13 protein-coding genes and 1 pseudogene are annotated in these 19,406 nt (G+C 58.6%); 10 read left to right on the top strand and 4 right to left on the bottom strand.

The genetic code is table 11. From position 1 onward, the window contains the following. Nucleotides 1-153: 153 nt before the first annotated feature. Entirely contained in the window at nt 154-4,935 is a 4,782-nt protein-coding gene (locus tag CAF87_RS04335; RefSeq protein WP_085731109.1) for a dermonecrotic toxin domain-containing protein, read from the top strand. Between the two features lie 64 nt (nt 4,936-4,999). On the opposite strand, the gene CAF87_RS04330 is transcribed toward CAF87_RS04335, so the two are convergent. After that, a complete protein-coding gene (locus CAF87_RS04330; RefSeq protein ID WP_085731110.1) occupies nt 5,000-5,269 on the bottom strand; it encodes a PepSY domain-containing protein in 270 nt (89 codons plus the stop codon). A 154-nt stretch (nt 5,270-5,423) separates the two neighbouring features. Here CAF87_RS04330 and CAF87_RS04325 point away from each other — a divergent pair, with 154 nt between their 5' ends. Next, nucleotides 5,424-6,428, top strand: a complete 1,005-nt coding sequence (locus CAF87_RS04325; RefSeq protein WP_085731111.1) for a FecR family protein — start codon at nt 5,424-5,426, stop codon at nt 6,426-6,428. A 63-nt stretch (nt 6,429-6,491) separates the two neighbouring features. On the opposite strand, the gene CAF87_RS04320 is transcribed toward CAF87_RS04325, so the two are convergent. Beyond that, entirely contained in the window at nt 6,492-8,834 is a 2,343-nt protein-coding gene (locus CAF87_RS04320; protein WP_085731112.1) for an acylase, read from the bottom strand. A 296-nt stretch (nt 8,835-9,130) separates the two neighbouring features. Here CAF87_RS04320 and CAF87_RS04315 point away from each other — a divergent pair, with 296 nt between their 5' ends. Further along, the gene (locus CAF87_RS04315; RefSeq protein ID WP_085731113.1) at nt 9,131-9,508 is read left to right on the top strand and encodes a fe2+ zn2+ uptake regulation protein; all 378 of its coding nucleotides are present in this window, start codon (nt 9,131-9,133) and stop codon (nt 9,506-9,508) included. A gap of 18 nt (nt 9,509-9,526) precedes the next feature. On the opposite strand, the gene CAF87_RS04310 is transcribed toward CAF87_RS04315, so the two are convergent. After that, nucleotides 9,527-9,715, bottom strand: a complete 189-nt coding sequence (locus tag CAF87_RS04310; RefSeq protein WP_085731114.1) for a hypothetical protein — start codon at nt 9,713-9,715, stop codon at nt 9,527-9,529. A 157-nt stretch (nt 9,716-9,872) separates the two neighbouring features. On the opposite strand from CAF87_RS04310, the gene CAF87_RS29210 reads away from it, so the two are divergent. The 6 genes from CAF87_RS29210 (at nt 9,873) to CAF87_RS04285 (ending at nt 17,315) form a co-directional block, all read left to right on the top strand. After that, a complete protein-coding gene (locus CAF87_RS29210; protein ID WP_170929569.1) occupies nt 9,873-10,013 on the top strand; it encodes a hypothetical protein in 141 nt (46 codons plus the stop codon). Between the two features lie 263 nt (nt 10,014-10,276). Then, nucleotides 10,277-11,530: an MdfA family multidrug efflux MFS transporter gene (locus CAF87_RS04305; RefSeq protein WP_085731115.1), complete on the top strand. Its 1,254-nt coding sequence runs from the start codon at nt 10,277-10,279 to the stop codon at nt 11,528-11,530. 9 nt (nt 11,531-11,539) lie between these two features. Further along, the gene (locus tag CAF87_RS04300; protein ID WP_085731116.1) at nt 11,540-12,670 is read left to right on the top strand and encodes an acyl-protein synthase; all 1,131 of its coding nucleotides are present in this window, start codon (nt 11,540-11,542) and stop codon (nt 12,668-12,670) included. A 1-nt stretch (nt 12,671) separates the two neighbouring features. Continuing rightward, the gene (locus tag CAF87_RS04295) at nt 12,672-15,122 is read left to right on the top strand and encodes an aldehyde dehydrogenase family protein (RefSeq protein WP_085731117.1); all 2,451 of its coding nucleotides are present in this window, start codon (nt 12,672-12,674) and stop codon (nt 15,120-15,122) included. Continuing rightward, entirely contained in the window at nt 15,106-16,395 is a 1,290-nt protein-coding gene (locus CAF87_RS04290) for a phenylacetate--CoA ligase family protein (protein ID WP_085731118.1), read from the top strand. Before CAF87_RS04295 ends, CAF87_RS04290 begins: the two co-directional genes overlap by 17 nt. Beyond that, nucleotides 16,395-17,315, top strand: coding sequence for a GNAT family N-acetyltransferase (locus CAF87_RS04285; RefSeq protein ID WP_085731119.1), 921 nt, complete (start codon nt 16,395-16,397; stop codon nt 17,313-17,315). Before CAF87_RS04290 ends, CAF87_RS04285 begins: the two co-directional genes overlap by 1 nt. A 37-nt stretch (nt 17,316-17,352) precedes the next feature. Here CAF87_RS04285 and CAF87_RS04280 read toward each other — a convergent pair whose 3' ends face one another. Then, nucleotides 17,353-17,886, bottom strand: a complete 534-nt coding sequence (locus tag CAF87_RS04280; RefSeq protein ID WP_085731120.1) for a hypothetical protein — start codon at nt 17,884-17,886, stop codon at nt 17,353-17,355. A 381-nt stretch (nt 17,887-18,267) separates the two neighbouring features. Here CAF87_RS04280 and CAF87_RS29670 point away from each other — a divergent pair. Beyond that, nucleotides 18,268-19,398, top strand: a pseudogene (locus CAF87_RS29670) (cache and HAMP domain-containing protein); the annotation flags it as partial. Between the last annotated feature and the right edge of the window lie 8 nt (nt 19,399-19,406).

Raw genomic sequence — 19,406 nt, 5'->3', positions numbered from 1 at the left:
ATTAATCACGCCAGACCCGCCGTGTGTCAACCCTGCCTTGCCATGCATGCATACGCCTGTCTTTAACGTGCGGTATCTATGCGAGACCCGCCGACCCACCGCCCTTCCTAATCTCGAATCTTCTCCAATAACCTTTTGAGTCGAGATCCTCTGATGCCCACGTCCTCTACACCCCTGCTATTCCCCGAAGTGTTCGATACGCCCGGTTTGTGGCCCGCACTGGGTAAAAGCCATGGCCTGACGGAAAGGGATTTTCGATGGCTAGCCCATGCAAAACTGACCTTGGCCACCTTGCGCAAGGAGCAGATACCTTCGATGACGGCCGAGCGTATCCTGCTCAACGTCGCCGGACTGCCGGCCATGCCCCTGCCCGGCAGTTTCATCCTCGGCACCACTTCCGACGAAGATGGGCTGATTCTCTATACCCCGTATCACGGCCTGAAAAAGCATGAGAGTCGCGCCTCATTGAAAGCCGAGCTCGAGGACCGTCTCAACGACGAGGGAGAACAGGAGGATCTGCTGGCGTTTCTCGCATTGCCCCAGCGCAAGTCATTACTGGAGGGTGGAAGGATTTCGTTGTCGCTCGCATTCATCGAAGGCGACATATTCGACGAACTGGGCGAGGCGATCGCACGCACGAACTTCTTCAACGCACGGCTTCTGCATGAAGAACTCAGGCGATTGCCAACCCTTGGCGAAATGCTCCAGACCATTGTGAATGACCTTCTCAAAGCGCATTTCGGAACGCTGCAGCAGGGCCGAACACGCGTTGCCATCTACACGTCGACCGACAGTGCCGAGTCTGCGGGCGAAGTCGACGGGGACTGGGTCGGGTCCATGACCTTGACTGAAGCCGTTTTGCACCACTATCGCTATCAATGCTGGCCCGGCGGCCAATTACAAAAATATTCCAATCCCGACAGAACCCCCGAAGCCGGCGACCAGGAGCGCTGGGCAACCGCAGTCACGACGGCCTCAAGCAAACTGAAAACCTTGTTGTTTCAACAACTGGAGCTCTATTGGCAAGGCCCCTCGGCCGAGGGCCCGACACGCCGCACACTTTTCAGTCAGGTGATGAAGGAGCAAGCACGTGCCGAGCTGATGCTCAAACGCGAAGCCGCCATCATTGATGCGAAGCAATTCGAAACACTGCATCAGTTGATACGGCCGGCCACCACTGCCGTGCGCCTTCCCGTCTATGAGTGCGTGCGGCTGTGGGAGCACCCGGCCAACTATGTGGAATTGGCGGGTTCTCTGATGATCAGCGAGACCCGAGCTTTTCTTTACACCCCGGCTCAAGGTCTTCAGGTGCTGGAGAACGACGAAGATCTCAAACTCACTTTGCGCAGCAAATTCCTGGCGCGCGGGCATGAAGATGAACTGTACGCACTGCTGAGCCTGGAGGAGCGCAGCCGGTTTCTCGGGTTCAATGAGCCCCAGGTATCGGGAGACCGCATTGCTGGCGAGATCTTCGTCAGCCTGTTCGAAGCAATCATTACCAAACAGCGACAGAACATCGAATATGCCTTGCAGGTGTTCCGTCACAGTGATGGTGCGGTAAATCTGTCGGCGCTGTTCGACAAGGCCCTGGATATCCGCTCGATGGTTCATTCCCGGTTGGCGAATCTTGATGTCGAAGGACGCTGGAGTACCCGTCCGGTGATTACCGGCAACCAGAGCCCTTCGATGGTGCTGGCCGACAAGGCCAGCGCTGCAATCAAGACTTTTGCTGCAATCCAGGCGCCTCTGGTCGATGCCCTCGCCTCACAACCCCTGACGACCCCGGCCTTGCAGCGAACGTACCTGGAAGCATTGAAGCCAAACCTCGCCCATGCCTGGCTGGTCGGCGTGAACGCTGAAGCAAAACTGCGCGTAATGAACCGGTCGATGGATCACTCGCAACAGGCAATCGTCAACACCGTACTCGACGCCGACCGCTCGACCCGCAGTACACGTGCGCCTCTCAACGGATTTCGCCCCGACGCCTATACCCTCAGCGTGGAGTGCCCCGGACAGACCACACTGTTGCCGCTGGCCCATTGCATACTCATGACCGAACGCGGTGGCATCGATCCTCGACATTCCGGGCGCGCCATCTTGTGGACGCCCGCCTCAGGCCTGGAGGTGTTCGATAACGTCACCGTCGCCAGACGAGAGCTGACAGCGCGGCTGGGTGACAAAAACCGGCGCCTCGCGCTGCTGGAAAACCTTGGCCCCGGCCAATACCAGTTTCATCAGCGCTATGAGCCGGGCCCGCTCAGGCTGATCCAGGGCAACGTTCTGCATCATCTGATGCAATCGGGTATCGAGCACTTCCTGAACCGCTGCGAGCAGGTTCGTTCGCGAGTCGAAGACCCGATCGCCCGGCAAAAGAGCCTTTGCGCCGTGGATCCCTCCCCGCTTTTCAGCCAGTTGCGATTGGCGACCGAACACGCGCAGGCCATTCGCCAACAGCAAGCGCTACCCGCCTGGCTGGGCAAGGCGCCACTCAGCGAGCAGCAGTTGCAGATCGAACTGCTGGAGCAGTGGCGCCATAGTGTCGGCGACGCAGCAGATTACCTCAGTGGCGTGCCCTCGCTCGCCGGTTATGTCGCACAAACACTGAAATCGCTGATCTCAAGCCGATACCCAGACAACCCTCTCGACCCTCATGAGATCGAAATCACGCCGAATCTGACACTGGCAGGCAAGGCTTGCAGCCTGGTGGACTTCGCAATGAACCATATCAACATTGCCCAGGATACCGGGTTCAGGGTCACGTCCAGATCGGTTGCCGCACTGCCCGATGGATTGGGCCAAAAGCTTGTCACCCAACTTCTGACGTCGCTGGATATGCCGGTGTACATTCAAAAAGTGATCGATGCCCTCACCCGCCGCCCGGTAACGGCCCCCTCACCCAAAGAGTTGTTTGTGCGTCAGGTTCCCTGGCAATTGCTGCAACATGCTCACGCGATGAAACTGCAACAGCACCTCAGCGAAACGGCTTTCGGTTACATTCGACAGATTCTCGACATGCCGGACGCCATTGCCCGTGCCGCGACCCGAGGCGCACACGCAATGGTCTGTCCTCTATCGCTGATCAAGACCGTCGGGACTGCCGCGGTGAGTGCGCTCGGCCTTTACGTCATGGGTCCAGGCCCTGGCAACAAAGGGCCACGGGTACTCTACTCGCCCTACTCAACTCAGGTTTTCCACGAGTTCGAGGACAACAAGGAGTTGATTTCGGCGCTCAATACCCCTGGAACTCTGCAGGAACTGCTGATTCGGCGTTTGCCACAAGATCAACAGGCACTGTTTCGCAATTTGCTGCTGAGCACCGTCGGCGAAACGAGCGAATTGACCCTCGAGACGCGAGCTATCAACAGCAACTTTCTCGAGTACATGTTTACAGACAACCTCGAGTTGCTGAAGCAATTGCTCAATGCCAGAACGCAAATCGACGGGCAGTCGGATTGGGAGACTGCCAAACATCTGTTCAGTCCACATTTCGAGCCGGTAACCGGGCTGTTTCAGGGAAAGGCCGGCTTCTTGCCTTTTCTCTGGCAGGCCTACGAAGACTTCAAGGACTCAGCTGAAACGCTACAAAACCATCACTGGACCCGCGCTCTGAAATCCTTTATCGAAGGCGCCGCACAGATGGTCGAAACAGCACTGCTACCTGAATTGGCCGTCGAGACCCGCGTGGAGGAAGAAGTGGCGCAGGAAACACTGATTGCCCCTGCACTGGAAGATATCGACCTGACGTCACCCCGACGTACCACTTTGCAGGCGTTTGAGGGAGCGAACGTATCGCTCTCGGAACTTGAATACAGTTCCGTGAGCGCTACTTACACGCAGCCATCGACTAACCGGTGCTATGCAGCCATTGCCGGTAAGGTCTACACGGTTGCCCAAAAGGAGCACGGGTGGAGGCTGCAACGAGATGAGACCCTTGGCCCGGCGCTATTGAAGAAGGACTCCACGCTGACATTGGCTCCGAGCCAGATCGTCCATTACGGCATGACCCAGTCGAGGATGAATACGCGCCCTACTTTCTCACGCATACGCCAGACGATGATCAATATCGAAGCCCAGGGCATGAACGACATTCGCCGCAAGTACCCTGAACGCGCTCGCGTGCTGGTACACGCAATCGATCTCGCCCGTTTTTACGCGTTCAACTGCCTGCACAACCTTGCGTTGATCAACGGTGGTGCGGCACGAGGACGTGTTCATCTGTTCCTGGAAGACTTCTTTGACGTGAGTTCGATTACTGCCGACATTCTGAAAAAGATCGGAAAAACGATCATCCCGCTCTGCAATGCGCTGGTGGATGCGGATGATGACCTGATGCATACAGACCGTTTTGTGGTAGGTGCCAATCGCTTTTATGGCGATGTAATCGCGTTCGTGCTGAACGGCGACAATGAACGCAAAGTGCACTTCACCGAACACTTCTTCGATCAAAAACTGAGCGGATTCGAATCTTGTATGTCCCGACCGTTCGACATCAACGGCCACGCGCAGGCATCAACAATCATTCACGAATTCGCCCATCAATTCAGTAAAGCACTGGATATCGCAACGGTTCGTGCGCGGGAGCCTTTTTCGGACCTGGTATCCATTGACACGCCTCAGGGCGCACTTTTGCACGATGAGCTCGAAAGTGACCAGCGCAAGGCCCTTTCGCTTCAAACACCTTACGCCCAGTTGTTTTCAACGTGGAGTGCAACCAAAGGAAGGTGGCTGAGTTTTGAGCTCGATCCCGAAAGGGCATTGGTGTCCGACGAAATCATGAAAGCCACAGGGACCGGAAATCTGCACGAAGCGCGTAATGCCTTTCGTGACCGGATTTCTCCCGAGACCCGCATTGATGTCATTTTGCTAAACGCCGACTCTATCGCGCGCCTGATCTGTGAAATCGGGCGACAGCTGGATCCCGTGCCGACTGTTTGAAACCGCAATGCGCAGGTTTCGACCTGCGCATTGCCTGAATAATCAGCCGGACTGCCTGAAACACTCAATCTTTCTGATCACGCAGCACATTGCCCGATGTCCCATCGATGCGGAATTCATAGACGACACCATCGGCCTTGCGCCCTTCCCCCTTCCAATAGCCGTTGTTATCGGCCTCGATTTCATACACCTCGACGTAACCTGCCTTGGTCTTGACGATTTCAATGGCCTTTTCGATCGTGATCCAGCCGGCGCCCGGCCGGTCAGCCATTGCAGCACCAGCGCTGAGCAGGCCAACAGTGGCAATCAGGGCAGCACAGGTTTTCTTGATCATTTTTTCACTCCATTTGTGGATAGTGTTCAGCGCACGGTGTGCTTTTTAGGGCGCCGGCGTGAAAAATAAGTTCCACTTTGATGGGCAATTGCCATGACGGATGTTCTCGGCGCCTCGCCCTCAAGGTTAGAATGCAGTAAATCAGGACGAGTCAATGACCCAGCCCCCCCTTTCGGAAGCCGAATACGATGCAATCACCGATGCCGCCGCGCACTGGTGCATGCGTCTGCACGCCGTCGACTGCACCCCCCAAGAGCGCCTGGCGTTCGAACAATGGCGCGATGCTCATCCGCTTCACGCATTCGAATATGAGGCCATGCTGGAGATCTGGGACGTTGCCGAGCATTTGCCACGCCCCGAACCTGCCGCCGTAGCGCCAATAATCCGCCCACCCGTCAAATCATGGCGCCAGTACGCCGTAGCTGCTTCTGTCTGCGCGCTGGCATTGCCACTGGCGGCCTGGACCGGATGGAATCTGGGCTGGTTGCCCAACAGCTATCAGCATTTCGCCGCCACCGACAACGTGCACCATGTCACCCTGGGCGACGGCAGTCAGGTCGAACTGAACCTCAACACTGAGCTGACCTACAGCAACTACAAGGACGAGCGTCGCGTCACCCTGAAAAAGGGTGAAGCGTTCTTCGAAGTCACCCATGACGCGAGCCATCCGTTCGTTGTCAGGGCCGCCGAAGGCAAGATTCGCGTCACAGGCACTCGCTTCAATGTCTGGATGTACGAAGACCAGGTGAAAGTGAACCTGATCGAAGGTTCGGTACTGGTCACCAGCAATACCCGGCTGCCCGGAGACGGATTGCGTCTGGGACCTTCAATGCAAGCCCGCTACAAGCATGGCGATTACATCCCGCAAATCAGCCAGACCTACGCCAATGACACCTCTCTGGCCTGGCGCAGCGGCAAACTGGTGCTCGACAATCTGTCGTTGAACGAGGCCTTGCCGCAGATCAACCGATACCTGGACAAACCCCTGATGCTCGCCGACAACTCGACCGGCGCGATCCGGGTGGGTGGCATCTACAACATCAGGGAGCTGAACAGCTTCGCCAGCTCGCTGCCCAAAGTCCTGCCGGTATTTCTGACGCGCAACAAGGAAGGCAACCCGGTGATCAATCCGATGCCGCAACAACCGGCCAAAAACTGAAGGCCGTTCCCGTGAGGGAGCGGCCTTCGTCTGTTGCGATCATTGCGGTGCTACGACAACAGGTTAGTGCGCCGCTACTTTCCCCGCTTTTTCAAGATCATCACGCACGCTCTGAACCTGATACTGCGGATCGGCCTTGATCTGCTCCTCGGTGAACGGCATCACGCTCCACTGTTTCTTCGAGAAGGCTTCGGTCTGATCCCGGGAATACTTCGACGCTGGATCACTGGACAGCGAGAACGCGAGCAAACCCTGAGCATGCGGTCCTTTCTCGTCGAACGTCACGACTTGCAGATAGCTGGTGCCGCTGACCACTTCCAGTCTGCCGTCTTCACGCGGGACGCTCTGAATGGCGTTGTAAATACCCAACGTCCCCGGCCCGCCATGAATCGGCGTTTGTTGGCCACCGCTGCTGACCACCTGCACATCACCCCAACGGGTTTTGTCGGTCAGCCCCATTTTCGCGGCTGTCTCGGCCGACGCCAGCATGGCCTCACGCAAGGCCTTGGCGACCTCGGTTTTTTCAACGGCCAGCCCGTGTGGCGTGTGCTGCGCATCCTTTGGATCGAAGGTCACACGCCAAACATCCGGAGATTCCTGCAAGGCTTGCATGATGTTCTGGAAATGCACCAGGCCCATTCCCGAATCCAGGTTCGCCCGACCGTCCCAGGCCTTGAGGCTGGAGCACACCGATTTCAAAGCGACCTCGGCGGCGGTTTGCGATGCACAGAATTTCAACAGATCCGGCAGCACCTGAGCGGCGAGAAACACCTGATCATCCATCACCATGTGCTGCAGATCCTGCACCGACACCGAACCTTTTTTGTTCAGGGTCGCCAGGCGATCCAGCGCAAAACGCGAGCGCAGCCCCAGTGGCTGGCCTTCCTGACTGATCAGCGGCGAGAAACCGGTCAGCGGTTGCGCCGGGTTGGCCAGCCAGGCCGAATCGTTGGAGTGCTGGACGAAATCCTTGCGCAGCAATTGCGGCAACTGGTTCGACGCGTAGATGCCCTGCTGTGCCGCCTGCGGATCGATGTCCCACGCGCAGGCGCTGTTGGAACCGTCGAGGACAATCATTTGCAGGCCGACACGCGGGTCGCTGCACTTGGCCAGTTTGTCGGCGCTGACGTTCGGCACCACTGACAGGTTCATGTACAGCGTCTGGCCCTTGTCATCCACCGCCAGGGTGTTGACCCACGGAATGCCCTGGATCTTGTGCACCGAATCCTGCAGATCCTTGAGGTTGGCGGCGCGGTTCATCGCGTACCACTGCGTCAGCACACGATCATTGTCGAGGTTGGCATCGCGCAGGCTGTAGGCGTACTGATTGTCCCAGTCGAGCTTGCCCGGCCACTGCACGATCGGGCCGAACTGCGAACTATAGATATCACGCGACACCGGCGTCACCTGCCCGTCCGCCTGTTTGACCTGCACCGTTACCGTTTGCTTGTTCAACGGCAGCGACTTGCCATCGAGCAGGTAGCGGGTCGGGTTCTTCGGATCGAGTTGCAGGCGATACAAGGTGAAGTGCTTGGACGAGTCAACGGTGTGGGTCCAGGCCAGGTGTTGGTTGAAACCGATGTTGATCATCGGCAGGCCCGGCAGCGCCGCGCCCATCACATCCAGTTTGCCGGGAATGGTCAGGTGCATCTGATAGAAACGCATGCCACCCACCCACGGGAAGTGCGGGTTCGCCAGTAGCATTCCTCGGCCGTTGAAGGAACGCTCACTGCCCACGGCCACTGCGTTGCTGCCACGGTCCAGGGCGAAACGTTGCAGGCGCGTGGCGGCCAGGTCATAGGCACGAGAGTGGCTTGGGTTCTGCGCAGTGGCTTGTGGCGGTGTGGCGCCGGCCAGTGCCTCGGCGAACTGACCGACGCCGCCCTCGACCAGCAACCGACGCGTCAGCTTCACCAGGTCTTCGGCTGCAATATCACGCACCCATTCACCCTGGCACTGCTGCGGCAGCCCTTGCTGGCGACGCTCGGCCAGATACCGGTTGTAGCCGGCGGCATAACCCTCCACCAAATCACGCACTTCGACCGGCTGCGCCTGCCAGAAGGCATTCACCGCTTGCGGGGTATTGAGCCACTGGAAGAACACGTCACTGATGCGGTTCTCGCGCTCTTCGACGGTGAGTTGATCCGGCCCGAAGTAACGCGACCGCTCGCCATTGACCGTGACGATTTCGTTGGCCAGCAGGCACAGATTGTCCTGCGCATAGGCATAACCGATGCCGAATCCGAGGCCGCGTTCGTTTTCCGCGCGGATATGCGGCACGCCAAACCCCGTGCGACGGATGTCGGCCCCTGCCTGGGTCGAAGGACTGAACGCCTGCGCCGACAGACTCAGCCCGAGAAACATGCCGGCAAGGGTCAGTCCGGTTAACTGCCTGGAAATAATCACGCTCGCTCCTGATCGAAATGCCTGAGAGCGGAGCGCGCCGTGATCGAAAAGCCATGCGCAGCAGCTCCGCCCTGAAATCACCCACGCGTCCACGCGCAATGAGCCTGACCGGGAAACGAAACCGATGAAAAAAAATTTAGGCGATTACCAGACCGTTTAGAGCCCGGATCACGGAGAAAAGACGAATCAACGACAAATTTTCTACATATTTCGCTTCATGATTTGTCGGGCTGATACGTCTTGTTTAGAGAGAGCAAAAAACCTTTCCTGATCAGGCTCTGAAAAGGAGTAATCGCATGTACAACCCGCAACTACCATCGGACGGTAGCCAGGCACCACAAGGAGCTTCCATGGGTTCGCACGCCAGCGTATTCGGACAAAGGGCCGAGCGCCACGGCAATGAACGTATTCGTCTGCTGCTCAAGAGTTTCGGCCTGCGCACCAGCCTGATTCGCCTGAAAGTCATCGATGCCCTGCTGGTCGCCGCCCAGAGCGAACGCAGCCTGGGTGTGCGCGGTGTCCACAGCCAATTGCTGGAGCTGGGCATTCCGCTGTCTTTTCTCAGCGTGCGCGAAGTGTTGAAGCGCCTGTGCGCCGAAGGCGTGATCACCTTCAACGCCGACAAGAGCTACAGCCTGCATCCACAAGCTGCCGCTGTCCTCAATAGCGATTGATTCCCTTCTGGAGCGCCGTCAGGGTTTGACCTTGCGGCGCATCACTCCGTTGATCACCACCACGACCACCGCCACGCCAATGGCGATGTACTGGAACACTTTTTCGCTGATCATCCCGGCGTTCTGCAGCCAGGACAGGCCGAACATGATCGCCAGTACGGTAAGGGCGATCAGAATCGAGTATTTCAAACGTTGCGACTGAGTCATTGCGAATTCCTGAAACTTTCAAATGTATCGGGTTTGTATCGGCTTTCATGCCATGGGCATACCGTGTCACGGGGATGCGCGGCTGCAAACGGGGTCTCATGTTACAGCCGATGAAGAGCTTTGGCTCCATGCGGCGTTAACCATGAGGACTTTTGAAATGCTGCGTCGAATCACCTGGCTGATTCCTGTATTGGCCCTGCTCACGTTGAGCGGCTGCATTATTTTCCCCCACGGCGGCTGGCATGGCGACCATCGCTACTATGGCGCGCCCGGTCCAGGCTATTACCAACATCGGTAACCCCGAGATTTGAACGACACTGATATCCGCTTCTTCAAATGCAACAATTGATTGAACGCCCGTAAAAAATGCCCACGAGGATGTGGGCATTTTCCGTATATCTTGCCCTCAAAATGTCGGACGCTTCGCCAGCAGCAGTCAGTAATCAGCCTTCGGCAATACCCTGCAAAGCTGCGACATACAACGTCGCAGCAACGATGTAGGAACACGCCACGCCACGCCCCTACCCTTTGCGCTCTCCCCTTTGAAGGCCATGGAAGCGCATGCAAAGAACACTCATCGATCTCCCGCCGCTAAAAACGCTTGGCTTCTGTCTGGCCATAACGCTGTTCGAGTGGCTGACCTACATGGCCAGCGACATGATCATGCCGGCCATGTTGACCGTCACCGAAGACCTCGGCGCCGACCCACGGCATATCCCCACTGCTTTCAATCTGTACCTGATCGGAGGCGTCTGCCTGCAATGGCTCATCGGGCCACTGTCCGACCGGTATGGCCGTCGCCTCGTGTTGCTCATCGGTTGCGCACTCTTCGCCATGACCTGCCTGGCTGCAATCGCCACAACCGGCATTGATGTCTTCAATGCATTGCGGCTACTGCAAGGCATGGGGCTGGGGTTCGTGGTGGCTGTCAATTATCCCGCACTTCAGGAAGTATTCTGCGAGGCCGATGCCGTGCGGCTCATGGCGCTGCTTGGCAACGTTGCGCTGCTGTCGCCGCTGCTTGGCCCTTTGCTTGGCAGTCTGCTGCTGGAATGGCTGAGCTGGCGCGAACTGTTCCTGGCCCTGGGCCTGGCCGCCGCCATCACGTGGGCCGGGCTCTACGTCTGCATGCCGGAAACCATCGGGGTGGTTCGCCGTGATGGCGGCCAGCAGGCGCCGATTCCGTTGTCCTGGCGCCAGACGCTTCACCGATACCTGGCCTTGTTGCGCAACCCGAGATTCCTCGGCGCAAGCCTCGCGCTTGGGCTAATGAGCCTGCCGCTGATCGCCTGGATCGGGCTTTCTCCACTGCTGCTGATCCAGCGGCTTGGCTTGTCTACGCGTGAATACGCTTTGTGGCAGATCCCGATTTTCGCAGCGGTCATCGCTGGAAATCTTATTCTTGACCGACTGTTGGTATCACGTGAATTACCGCACCTGATTCGTCTGGCGCTATGGCCGTTTTGCCTTGGGCTGCTGACGCTAATGGCGGGCGCTCTGACCAATCTGTCCCTCGGTTTGCTGATTGCCGGCCTCGCGCTGTACGCGGTGGGGTTGGGCATGAGCAATGCCGCGCTGTATCGGCTGGCGCTGTTTTCCAGCGATGACAGAAAAGGCCTGGTCTCGGCCGCGGTGGGCATGATCTCGATTGCAGTGATGGGCACCGGCGGTTCGCTTATCGCGGCAATCGGTGGCGGCGCCCGTCTCGAATCCTTTGCCCTTTGGGCAGCACTGGGTGGGCTGCTGAGCCTGCCTCTCTTGTACCGGTTTCTGCGAGAACCTCCGACAGAAACCGCCTCTTCGACACATCAATAAGGACGCCTGATGTTCCATTTCCCCCACAGCGACGCGCTCTGTGCGTTGTCGCGACCCTATTGCCCGGATTCTTTGCCATCGGGGCTTTTCGACCAGGCCATGGCCGAAATCAGCCGCTTTCACAGTGAACACACGCCTGGGTATGAACACTGGTTGAACGCCAACGGAATGACCGTGGCGGATCTGGGCAGCCTCGACGACTGGTCGCGCCTGCCGCCGATCTTCGCCAGTTTTTTCAAACAGCAACAGTTGCTCAGCCCGACCGGTACACACGCACTTGAGTTGACGTCGTCAGGCACCAACGGCCAAAAAAGCCGCATGCGTTATGACAAGCGCAGTCTGGCCGCCGCCCAATACATGGTCGAACGGATCTTCCACCACTATGGCTGGGACAGTCCGCAAACGCCGTGCAACTACTTGCTGCTGAGCTACGAGCCTGAAGCCAGCATTACCTTGGGAACGTCGTTCACCGACCAGTTCCTGTGCCGGTTCGCCCCGGTCAACCGCGTGGCTTACGCCTTGCGCCGGACCGGTGGCGGCCATGAGTTCGACGGCTTCGGCGTCATCTCGGCGTTGCAGTCCTTTGCCGAAGAAGGCTTGCCGGTGCGGATCTTCGGGTTTCCTGCATTTCTCTGGCAAACCCTGCAACGCATGCAGACCATCGGCGTGGCCGATCTGCAACTGGCAGCGGATTCACTGACTCTGTTTGGCGGCGGCTGGAAAACCAGCGCCGCACAGGAGATCCCGCGCAGGCAGCTTTACGAGCGTATCCACCAGCAATTGGGAATAGACATCGCCCGCTGCCGGGACGGTTACGGTGCGGTCGAGCATCCGGTGCCTTACCTCGAATGCGCTCACCATCATTTTCATGTTCCGGTCTATTCGAAGGTATTTGTGCGTAGCCCCCCCGATTTCACCGTCCTGCCCTATGGTCGGCCGGGGCTGCTGAGTGCGGTCTCGCCCTACATTTCTTCGAGCCCCGCCCATGCGGTGGTCATGAGCGACCTCGTCACCCTGCACCCCGGCGCAAACTGCGGCTGCGGTCTGGACAGCGACTGGTTCGAACTGCATGGCCGCGCCGCCACCACAGCAGGCAGAAGCTGCGCGATGGCGGCGTCCGAACTCTTGGGGAGGCAGTGATATGTACCTGATCAATGGACAACTTCACGCTGACTTCGGATTCGATAACGCGCTGGATCAGTTGCGTCATGCCCTGCCCCAACGCCTGAACTCGCCTCTGCACAGTGAGACGGTCATCCATGCAGCCGCCGCGTTCGCCCTCCGGTTGGGCGATGTCAGCCTGGCCCTGCCACTGGACGCCGAACAACGTCAGTCACTGATCGAGTTCTGCCAGCCTCAAGGACTGCAGCGCAAAGTTGAACGGGAGCTCGGCGATCAACCCGCGGCGCTGCGGCGCTTCGATTATCGCCAACCACGTTTCGAGCGCTGGAGCCCGCTGGGCCTGGTGGTCCACATCACCCCCGGCAACGCGGCACTTCTGGCGTTCTGCGCAGTGATCGAAAGTCTGTTGGCCGGCAACGTCAACTGGCTGCGCCCCAGCAGCAGCGATCAGGGCCTGACCGCGCAATTGCTCCACGCGCTGACGCAATGTGACCCCAGCGGCCAACTCGCGGGGCATGTCGCTGTCGTTCCGGCAAGCACCGCACAAATCGGCCAGTTGTGCCAATGGGCCAACGGCGTCTCGGCCTGGGGTGGTGAATCGGCCCTGCACGCGATTCGCCAGCAAATCCCTGCCGGATGCCGCTGGATCGCTTGGGGACATCGCATCAGCTTCGTTTATCTGACGCCGGACGCCGCCTCGCCTCAGGCGCTGGATGCGGTGGTGGACGAAGTCTGCCGACTCGATCAGCAAGCGTGCTCGAGCCCGCAATGGTTGTTGGTGGACAGCGACGATGAGACCGTACTGCGCGGTATCGGCGAGGGTCTGGCCGAAGCGTTCAGCCGCCGTGCGGGGCAATGGCCACCATTGCTGCCAACCCTTCAGGAAGCCTCGCAAATCACCACCGACACGGCCATGGCCAGGCTTGCACACAGTTTCGCCAACGTGGCGGGAGCGGTCTGGACGGCACCGGGCTGGCGGGTGATCTGGACCCATGAGCAGCAATTGAGAACTTCGCCGCTGTTTCGCAGCCTGCGGCTCAATCCACTGCCGCGCAGGCTGATCGCCGAGACTTTGCTGTCATGGCGAAACGTGCTGCAAAGCTGCGCTCTGATCTGCCCGGAGCAACAGATCGCAGAACTTTCACAGACGTTGATCGCCGGCGGTGTCACCCGGATTACGCCGATGGAAGCCATTCACGATGGCTACGATGGCGAACCCCATGACGGCGTCTATGCCTTGCAGCGCTTGAGCCGGCGAGTTTCGTTGAGCCTGTCGCCGACAAAGCTTACCACCCACGCCACACTCCATAGCCCGTCGCCACAGCCATGCCTCGCGGGTCTGTCGATCACGAGCAAGGATGACTTCGTCGCACAGCCGATCAACCCTTCGGCCCAGCTGTATTTTCGGTCCGGCGGCAGCAGCGGCATACCGGCGCTGTCGGGCTTCAGCTATCGCGACTTCCACCAGCAGATGCGCGCTACGGCCGATGGCCTGTTTGCGGCCGGTCTCGATCCACGCCGCGACCGGGTGATGAACCTGTTTTTCAGTGGCGGTTTGTATGGCGGTTTTTTCAGTTTCGCCAAAGTGCTGGAACAACTGGACGTCACTCACCTGCCGATGGGCGCCCCGGCCGACGACGATTACCGTGAGATTGCGCAATTGATCGTCGATCAGCGGGTAAACACGCTGATCGGCATGCCTAGTACCTTGCACCGACTGTTTCTTAACGAACAAACGCACCTGCGCGCCTATGGCGGGATTGAAAAAGTATTCCTCGGTGGCGAACACCTCAGCGAACAGTGCCGCCAACTGATGCAGGACTGCGGCGTCACCCTGATCCGTTCGGCGATCTATGGCAGCGTCGACGCCGGCCCGCTCGGTCACGCGTGTGCAGCCACGGCCGATGGTGTGTTTCATCTGATGAGTGATATCCAGCACCTGGAGATTGTCGAGTTCGAGGCTGATCGACCCGTCCGTGACAACGAAACCGGGCGACTGGTGTTCACCTCACTCGCACGGGAAGGTCAGGACGTTCAACGTTATGACGTCGGCGATAGCGGTCGCTGGCTTTCCGGTCGATGTGAATGTGGTCTGGCGTCGCCCCGTTTCGAGCTGCTTCAGCGCCATGGCCGACTGGTGCGCATCGGGACCGATTTCATCTGCCTGTCGACGCTCACGCAGCACCTGCAAACCGAGTTCCAGGTGATCCTCGAACATGCCCCCGATGGGTTGGAGCGCATGAGATTTCGAAGCACACGCGAGCCACAAGACGTCCAGCAACGACTACTGAACTACCCGACGCTGGCGACGCTTGTTCGGACCGGTCTGCTGACGGTCGACGCTGAAATGTGCGCCGTCGACAGACTCACCCGAAACAAACACAGCGGTAAGACGTCGCTGCTGATCGATAACCGAGGAGCTTGCGTCTCCTCTGTTCTGCAAGGAGCACACCATGAACCCAAGGAATGAATTGCAGGAGCTGGTAGCTTTTGCGCGTCAGCATTCAAGCTTTTACGCCAGACACTTTGCCGGCGTGCCCGAGCAGATAACGGCGCTGACCGATTTGCCGGTGATTGACCCTGCGCATTACTGGAAAGGCAGCCAGGACCTCGACCGCTGGCCGGTGCTGACCGCGGCTCTCGGCAACGCATTGGTTTTCAAAACCGGAGGGACCACCAGCGATGGCAAATTGTCGGTCTTCGAACGCGGCGAATGGCAAACGCTGGCCGAGGATTTCGGTCGCAGTCTCAACGTGCAATTGAACAAGGGCGACCGGGTCGCCAACCTGTTTTTTTCCGGCGACCTGTATGCCAGTTTCATCTTCACTCACGACACCCTGGCCCACACTCAGCCGGGCGTCGTGGAGTTCCCGTTCACTGGCCATGTTGATTCGGCCGTGCTGGCCGATTCGATTTCCCGGTATCGGATCAATGTACTCGCAGGTTTACCTGCGCATTTGTTGACTTTTGCCGCGTGGCTGGAACATCAGGGACGTCGGCTGGAGCGCGTCGAATGCCTGCTCTACGGCGGTGAAAGCCTGTTCCCGGCGCAGTTGCAACTGCTCGGCCGGGTATTCCCCAACGTGCGCGTCGCCTCCATGGGCTACGCCAGTGTCGATGCCGGCTTCATCGGCGCCAGCCATCCTGACTGTGCCTTGGGCGAACACCGGATGACCCAGGGCCACAGCGTGCTGGAAATCCTCGACGAACAGACCGGAGAAGTCATCGAAGAATGCGATCGCACAGGACGCCTGGTGATGACCAATCTCACCCGGCGGCTGATGCCGCTGATTCGTTACCCGGTTGGCGACCGCGCCTGTTGGCGAGAGCTCGACCGGACGCCTGCACGTAAATTCGCGTTGATGGGCCGCAGCGCCGACAGCCAGCGAGTCAGGGTGGGAATCCTGACACTGCTGCCCGATGAAATCGGCGATACCGTGCAACGCATCACCCGCAGTGACGACTGGCAGCTGGTAATCGAGCAGACCGGGACAAAAGACGTCCTGACCCTGAAATGGGCTCCGGATGCCGTGGGACCCGGGTCGCCGGAGTCAGAGCGGATGCTGCGCAGCGCATTGATCGAGCGCTATCCGTTGATTTCGCAATTGAACGCCGATCATCTGCTGGATTTACGGATTGACTGTTGCACTGTTCAGGACCTGACACGCCACCCACGCTCCGGCAAGCGCCAGCGTGTGCTGGACCTGCGTGTCTACAACACCCCCCGTGCGGATCTTCGCTGATGGAGCGCGTAACACTGCGGAACTACCGCAACAGCGACGCAAAAGCCGTGAGCAGGCTGTTTCGCAAAATCTATGGCGATCTCTATGCCCAGGCCCACGTTTATCTGCCCTGCATGATTGACCGCAACCATGCGCAAGGTCATTGGCACTCGCTGGTGGCGGTAGCCGAAAATAATGTAGTGGGACACGCGACATTGATTCGCGCCAAAGACTCACGTCTCGCAGAATTGGCACTCAGCGTGGTTGACCCGCAAACCCGGGGTCAGAGTATTGCCACCCGTCTGGGCCACCAACTGTTGATCCATGCCCAGGCGCTGGGATGCCGGGGCGTGACGATCAAACAGATGACCTGTCACCCCTACACCCAGCGCATGGCAGCCTGCCTCGGCTTTCACAATACGGGATGGCTGCCCGACGGTGTCCCGTCTCCGCATGACGCCTCGGCACGGGAGTCGCTCGTCATCGGGTACCTGCCCATCGATGGAAACCGGCGGCCGCTTCCAGCCCTGGCATGGCCCGACAGCTGTCGAGACTTCATGCAGCAGATGTGCAGTGTGTTCGGGACGCAGGAAAGGGTCGCGCCATGGGTGGGCGAACCGGTGCATCTTGAACAGCGGTGGGATCGATATGAAGGGACTTTCAAGGCACTTGATAGCTGTTTGCTCAAGCAGTTGCAGGAACTGCCGGTGCATTGGCTCATTTCAATCCGGCTGAGGCTGACGCAGGGGTTTGATAGCGCTTGCCACGCGCTGACAACGGCGGGTTTCGTGTTCACCGGACTGGCGCCGGATGAACGAGGTGCAGGATGGCTGGCGTTGTTTCATCGCGGCGCAAAACCACCCTCGCTGACGTTGATTTGCCCGCAGATGCAGCGGCTGCACGATGACCTGCAAGGGAAAAAGGCGAGCGTGGCGCAATAACAACAAGCCCCCTTGTCGGGGGCTTGTCGTTGCAGGGTCATGCCTTGGCGCTGACACCTTTGTCGGTCGGAGGCGCACGTTCACCGCCCTGTCCGTAGGTTTTCAGGCTCTGCAGCACATAAATGGCTTTCTTGTACTCCGGGATCAATGTATTGGCGTACTTGTTGCCCTTGAGGCTGTTGTTGTTGATGGTGTCCAGTTGCGTGGCGAAATATTCCAGCGCATTGAACTTGGCATCCGGGTCTTTCTGAATGCCGAAGCGATCGAACTTGTCACCGGCATTGAGCAGTGTCATCGAGGTCACTTCGGAAATAAGGCCCCGACTGCGCAGGAAATCCGCCAGTTTGCCCAACTGCTTGGGAGAGACGTTTTCCGGATCGAATCCCTTGATGTTCTTGTGCAAACGCTGCTTGTCCATTTCCGCCGTATTGAGAACGGTGGGGTCGTTGCCGACCAGGGCCAGCATCTGCTTGACCTTTACGCTTTGAGAAACCGGTTTGCCCGAGCTCCCTGCATCTCGAACCAGCAAACCTGCCTTGGGCTGCCACGCGCCGGTATAACCAACGGTCATGAGCGTGCTCCTTGCGAAAAGAACATGAAAATATCCTTGTGGAACGTCTTGAGTTGTCCGGAGTATCGGCCGGCAAACTGAAGGCACCAATCTGTTTTTCATTTTTTTACAAATTTTGTACATTCTCGATACAAAGCACTGCAAGGCCCGCAGATGTTGAGCCAGAGCCGTCTGGCCAGGTCGGCTAAAATCGGCTTTTTGCTCTAACGAACGGGCTGGTTAGTTTGCATGTGTCGGGTTTGTTACTTGCCTGTCAGCGTTTCAAAGTTTTTTAGCACGTGAGTACCTAAAGCTTCGTCGCAGCGCGACGATACGTAAGGGATACCCCTACTGTTTTACTCCTCGCCCCTAATAAGAAACGCTGCTCAAGGACCGGTCTCCATGCCCGCATTCCGTACCATTCAGGCTCGCTACACGTTGTTTCTGGTTCTTTTCATTCTGTTGCTGTCGGTGTTGACGGTGGTCGGCATCAGCCAACTGGTCGCGCCCAAACTGCGACATACCGAAGAGCAGGTTGTACTTAATCGTATCGCTGAGGTCGCCGAGCAGATCCAGGGCGAACTGAACAAGGTTCAGTCGCAGCAGCGCAGCATCACCCAGACCATCCCGCTGCTCGACAGCGCGGCCATCGATACCGTGCTGCCGGGGCTGGTGGATCAGTACGGCGAACTGAAAGTGTTCGGCGGTGGTATCTGGCCATTGCCCGGCCAGCGTGAGGCGGGACGTAACAAGTTCAGCACCTTCTGGCACCGCGACAGCTCCGGCAAACTCGCTGTGAACACTTTCTGGAACAGCGACGCAGCCCCCAACTATTACGACCAGAGCTGGTACAAGGGCGGCCTGCAAACCCCGCGCGGCCAGTGCGCCTGGGCCGCTGCCTATAAAGATGATGCCAGCGCCGAGCCGCGCACCAACTGCGCCATGGCCATTCAGAAAAACGGTACGACCTGGGGCGTGTCGACCATCGACGTGACGCTGGGCTTCTTCAACGACCTGGTAGCGCGCAAGGAAAAAGACCTCAGCGCCGAAATGCTGATCGTCGAGGCCGACGGCAAGATCATCAGTAACAGCTCGCGCATCAATGGCCCGATCGTGTTGAAAAATATCAGCGAGCTTGCCAGCAGTTCACCGTTCGCCAGCCAGGTAAAAGCTGGCCTGCAACAACGTGATCAGGCCCAGCGCGTCGAGTTCGACAACAACGGTGAAGCCAGCACTTTTTTCATGCGCCCGATCGAAGGCACGCCGTGGTTCCTCGCCACTGCACTGCCGACCAAAATGCTCACCGCGCAACGTGACGACGTACTCAGCAGCCTCAGCCTGTTGCAGATTCCGCTGGTGTTCCTGCTGGTGCTGCTGCAGGTCTACGCGATTCGCCAACTGGTTGCGCGCATGAAAGCGCTCAAGGCCAACATTGATTCGCTGTCCAGCGGCGATGCCGACCTGACCCGCCGTATCACCATCCGCGCCGAAGACGAACTCGGCGCGATCGGTCACTCGGTCAACACCTTCATCGCCTATCT

Origin of the sequence: Pseudomonas sp. R38(2017), from assembly GCF_002112395.1 — a bacterium.
In the GTDB taxonomy this organism is placed as follows: Bacteria; Pseudomonadota; Gammaproteobacteria; order Pseudomonadales; family Pseudomonadaceae; genus Aquipseudomonas.
Note: the sequence above shows the minus strand (reverse complement) of the source record. Positions and strands in the feature narration are given on the sequence as shown.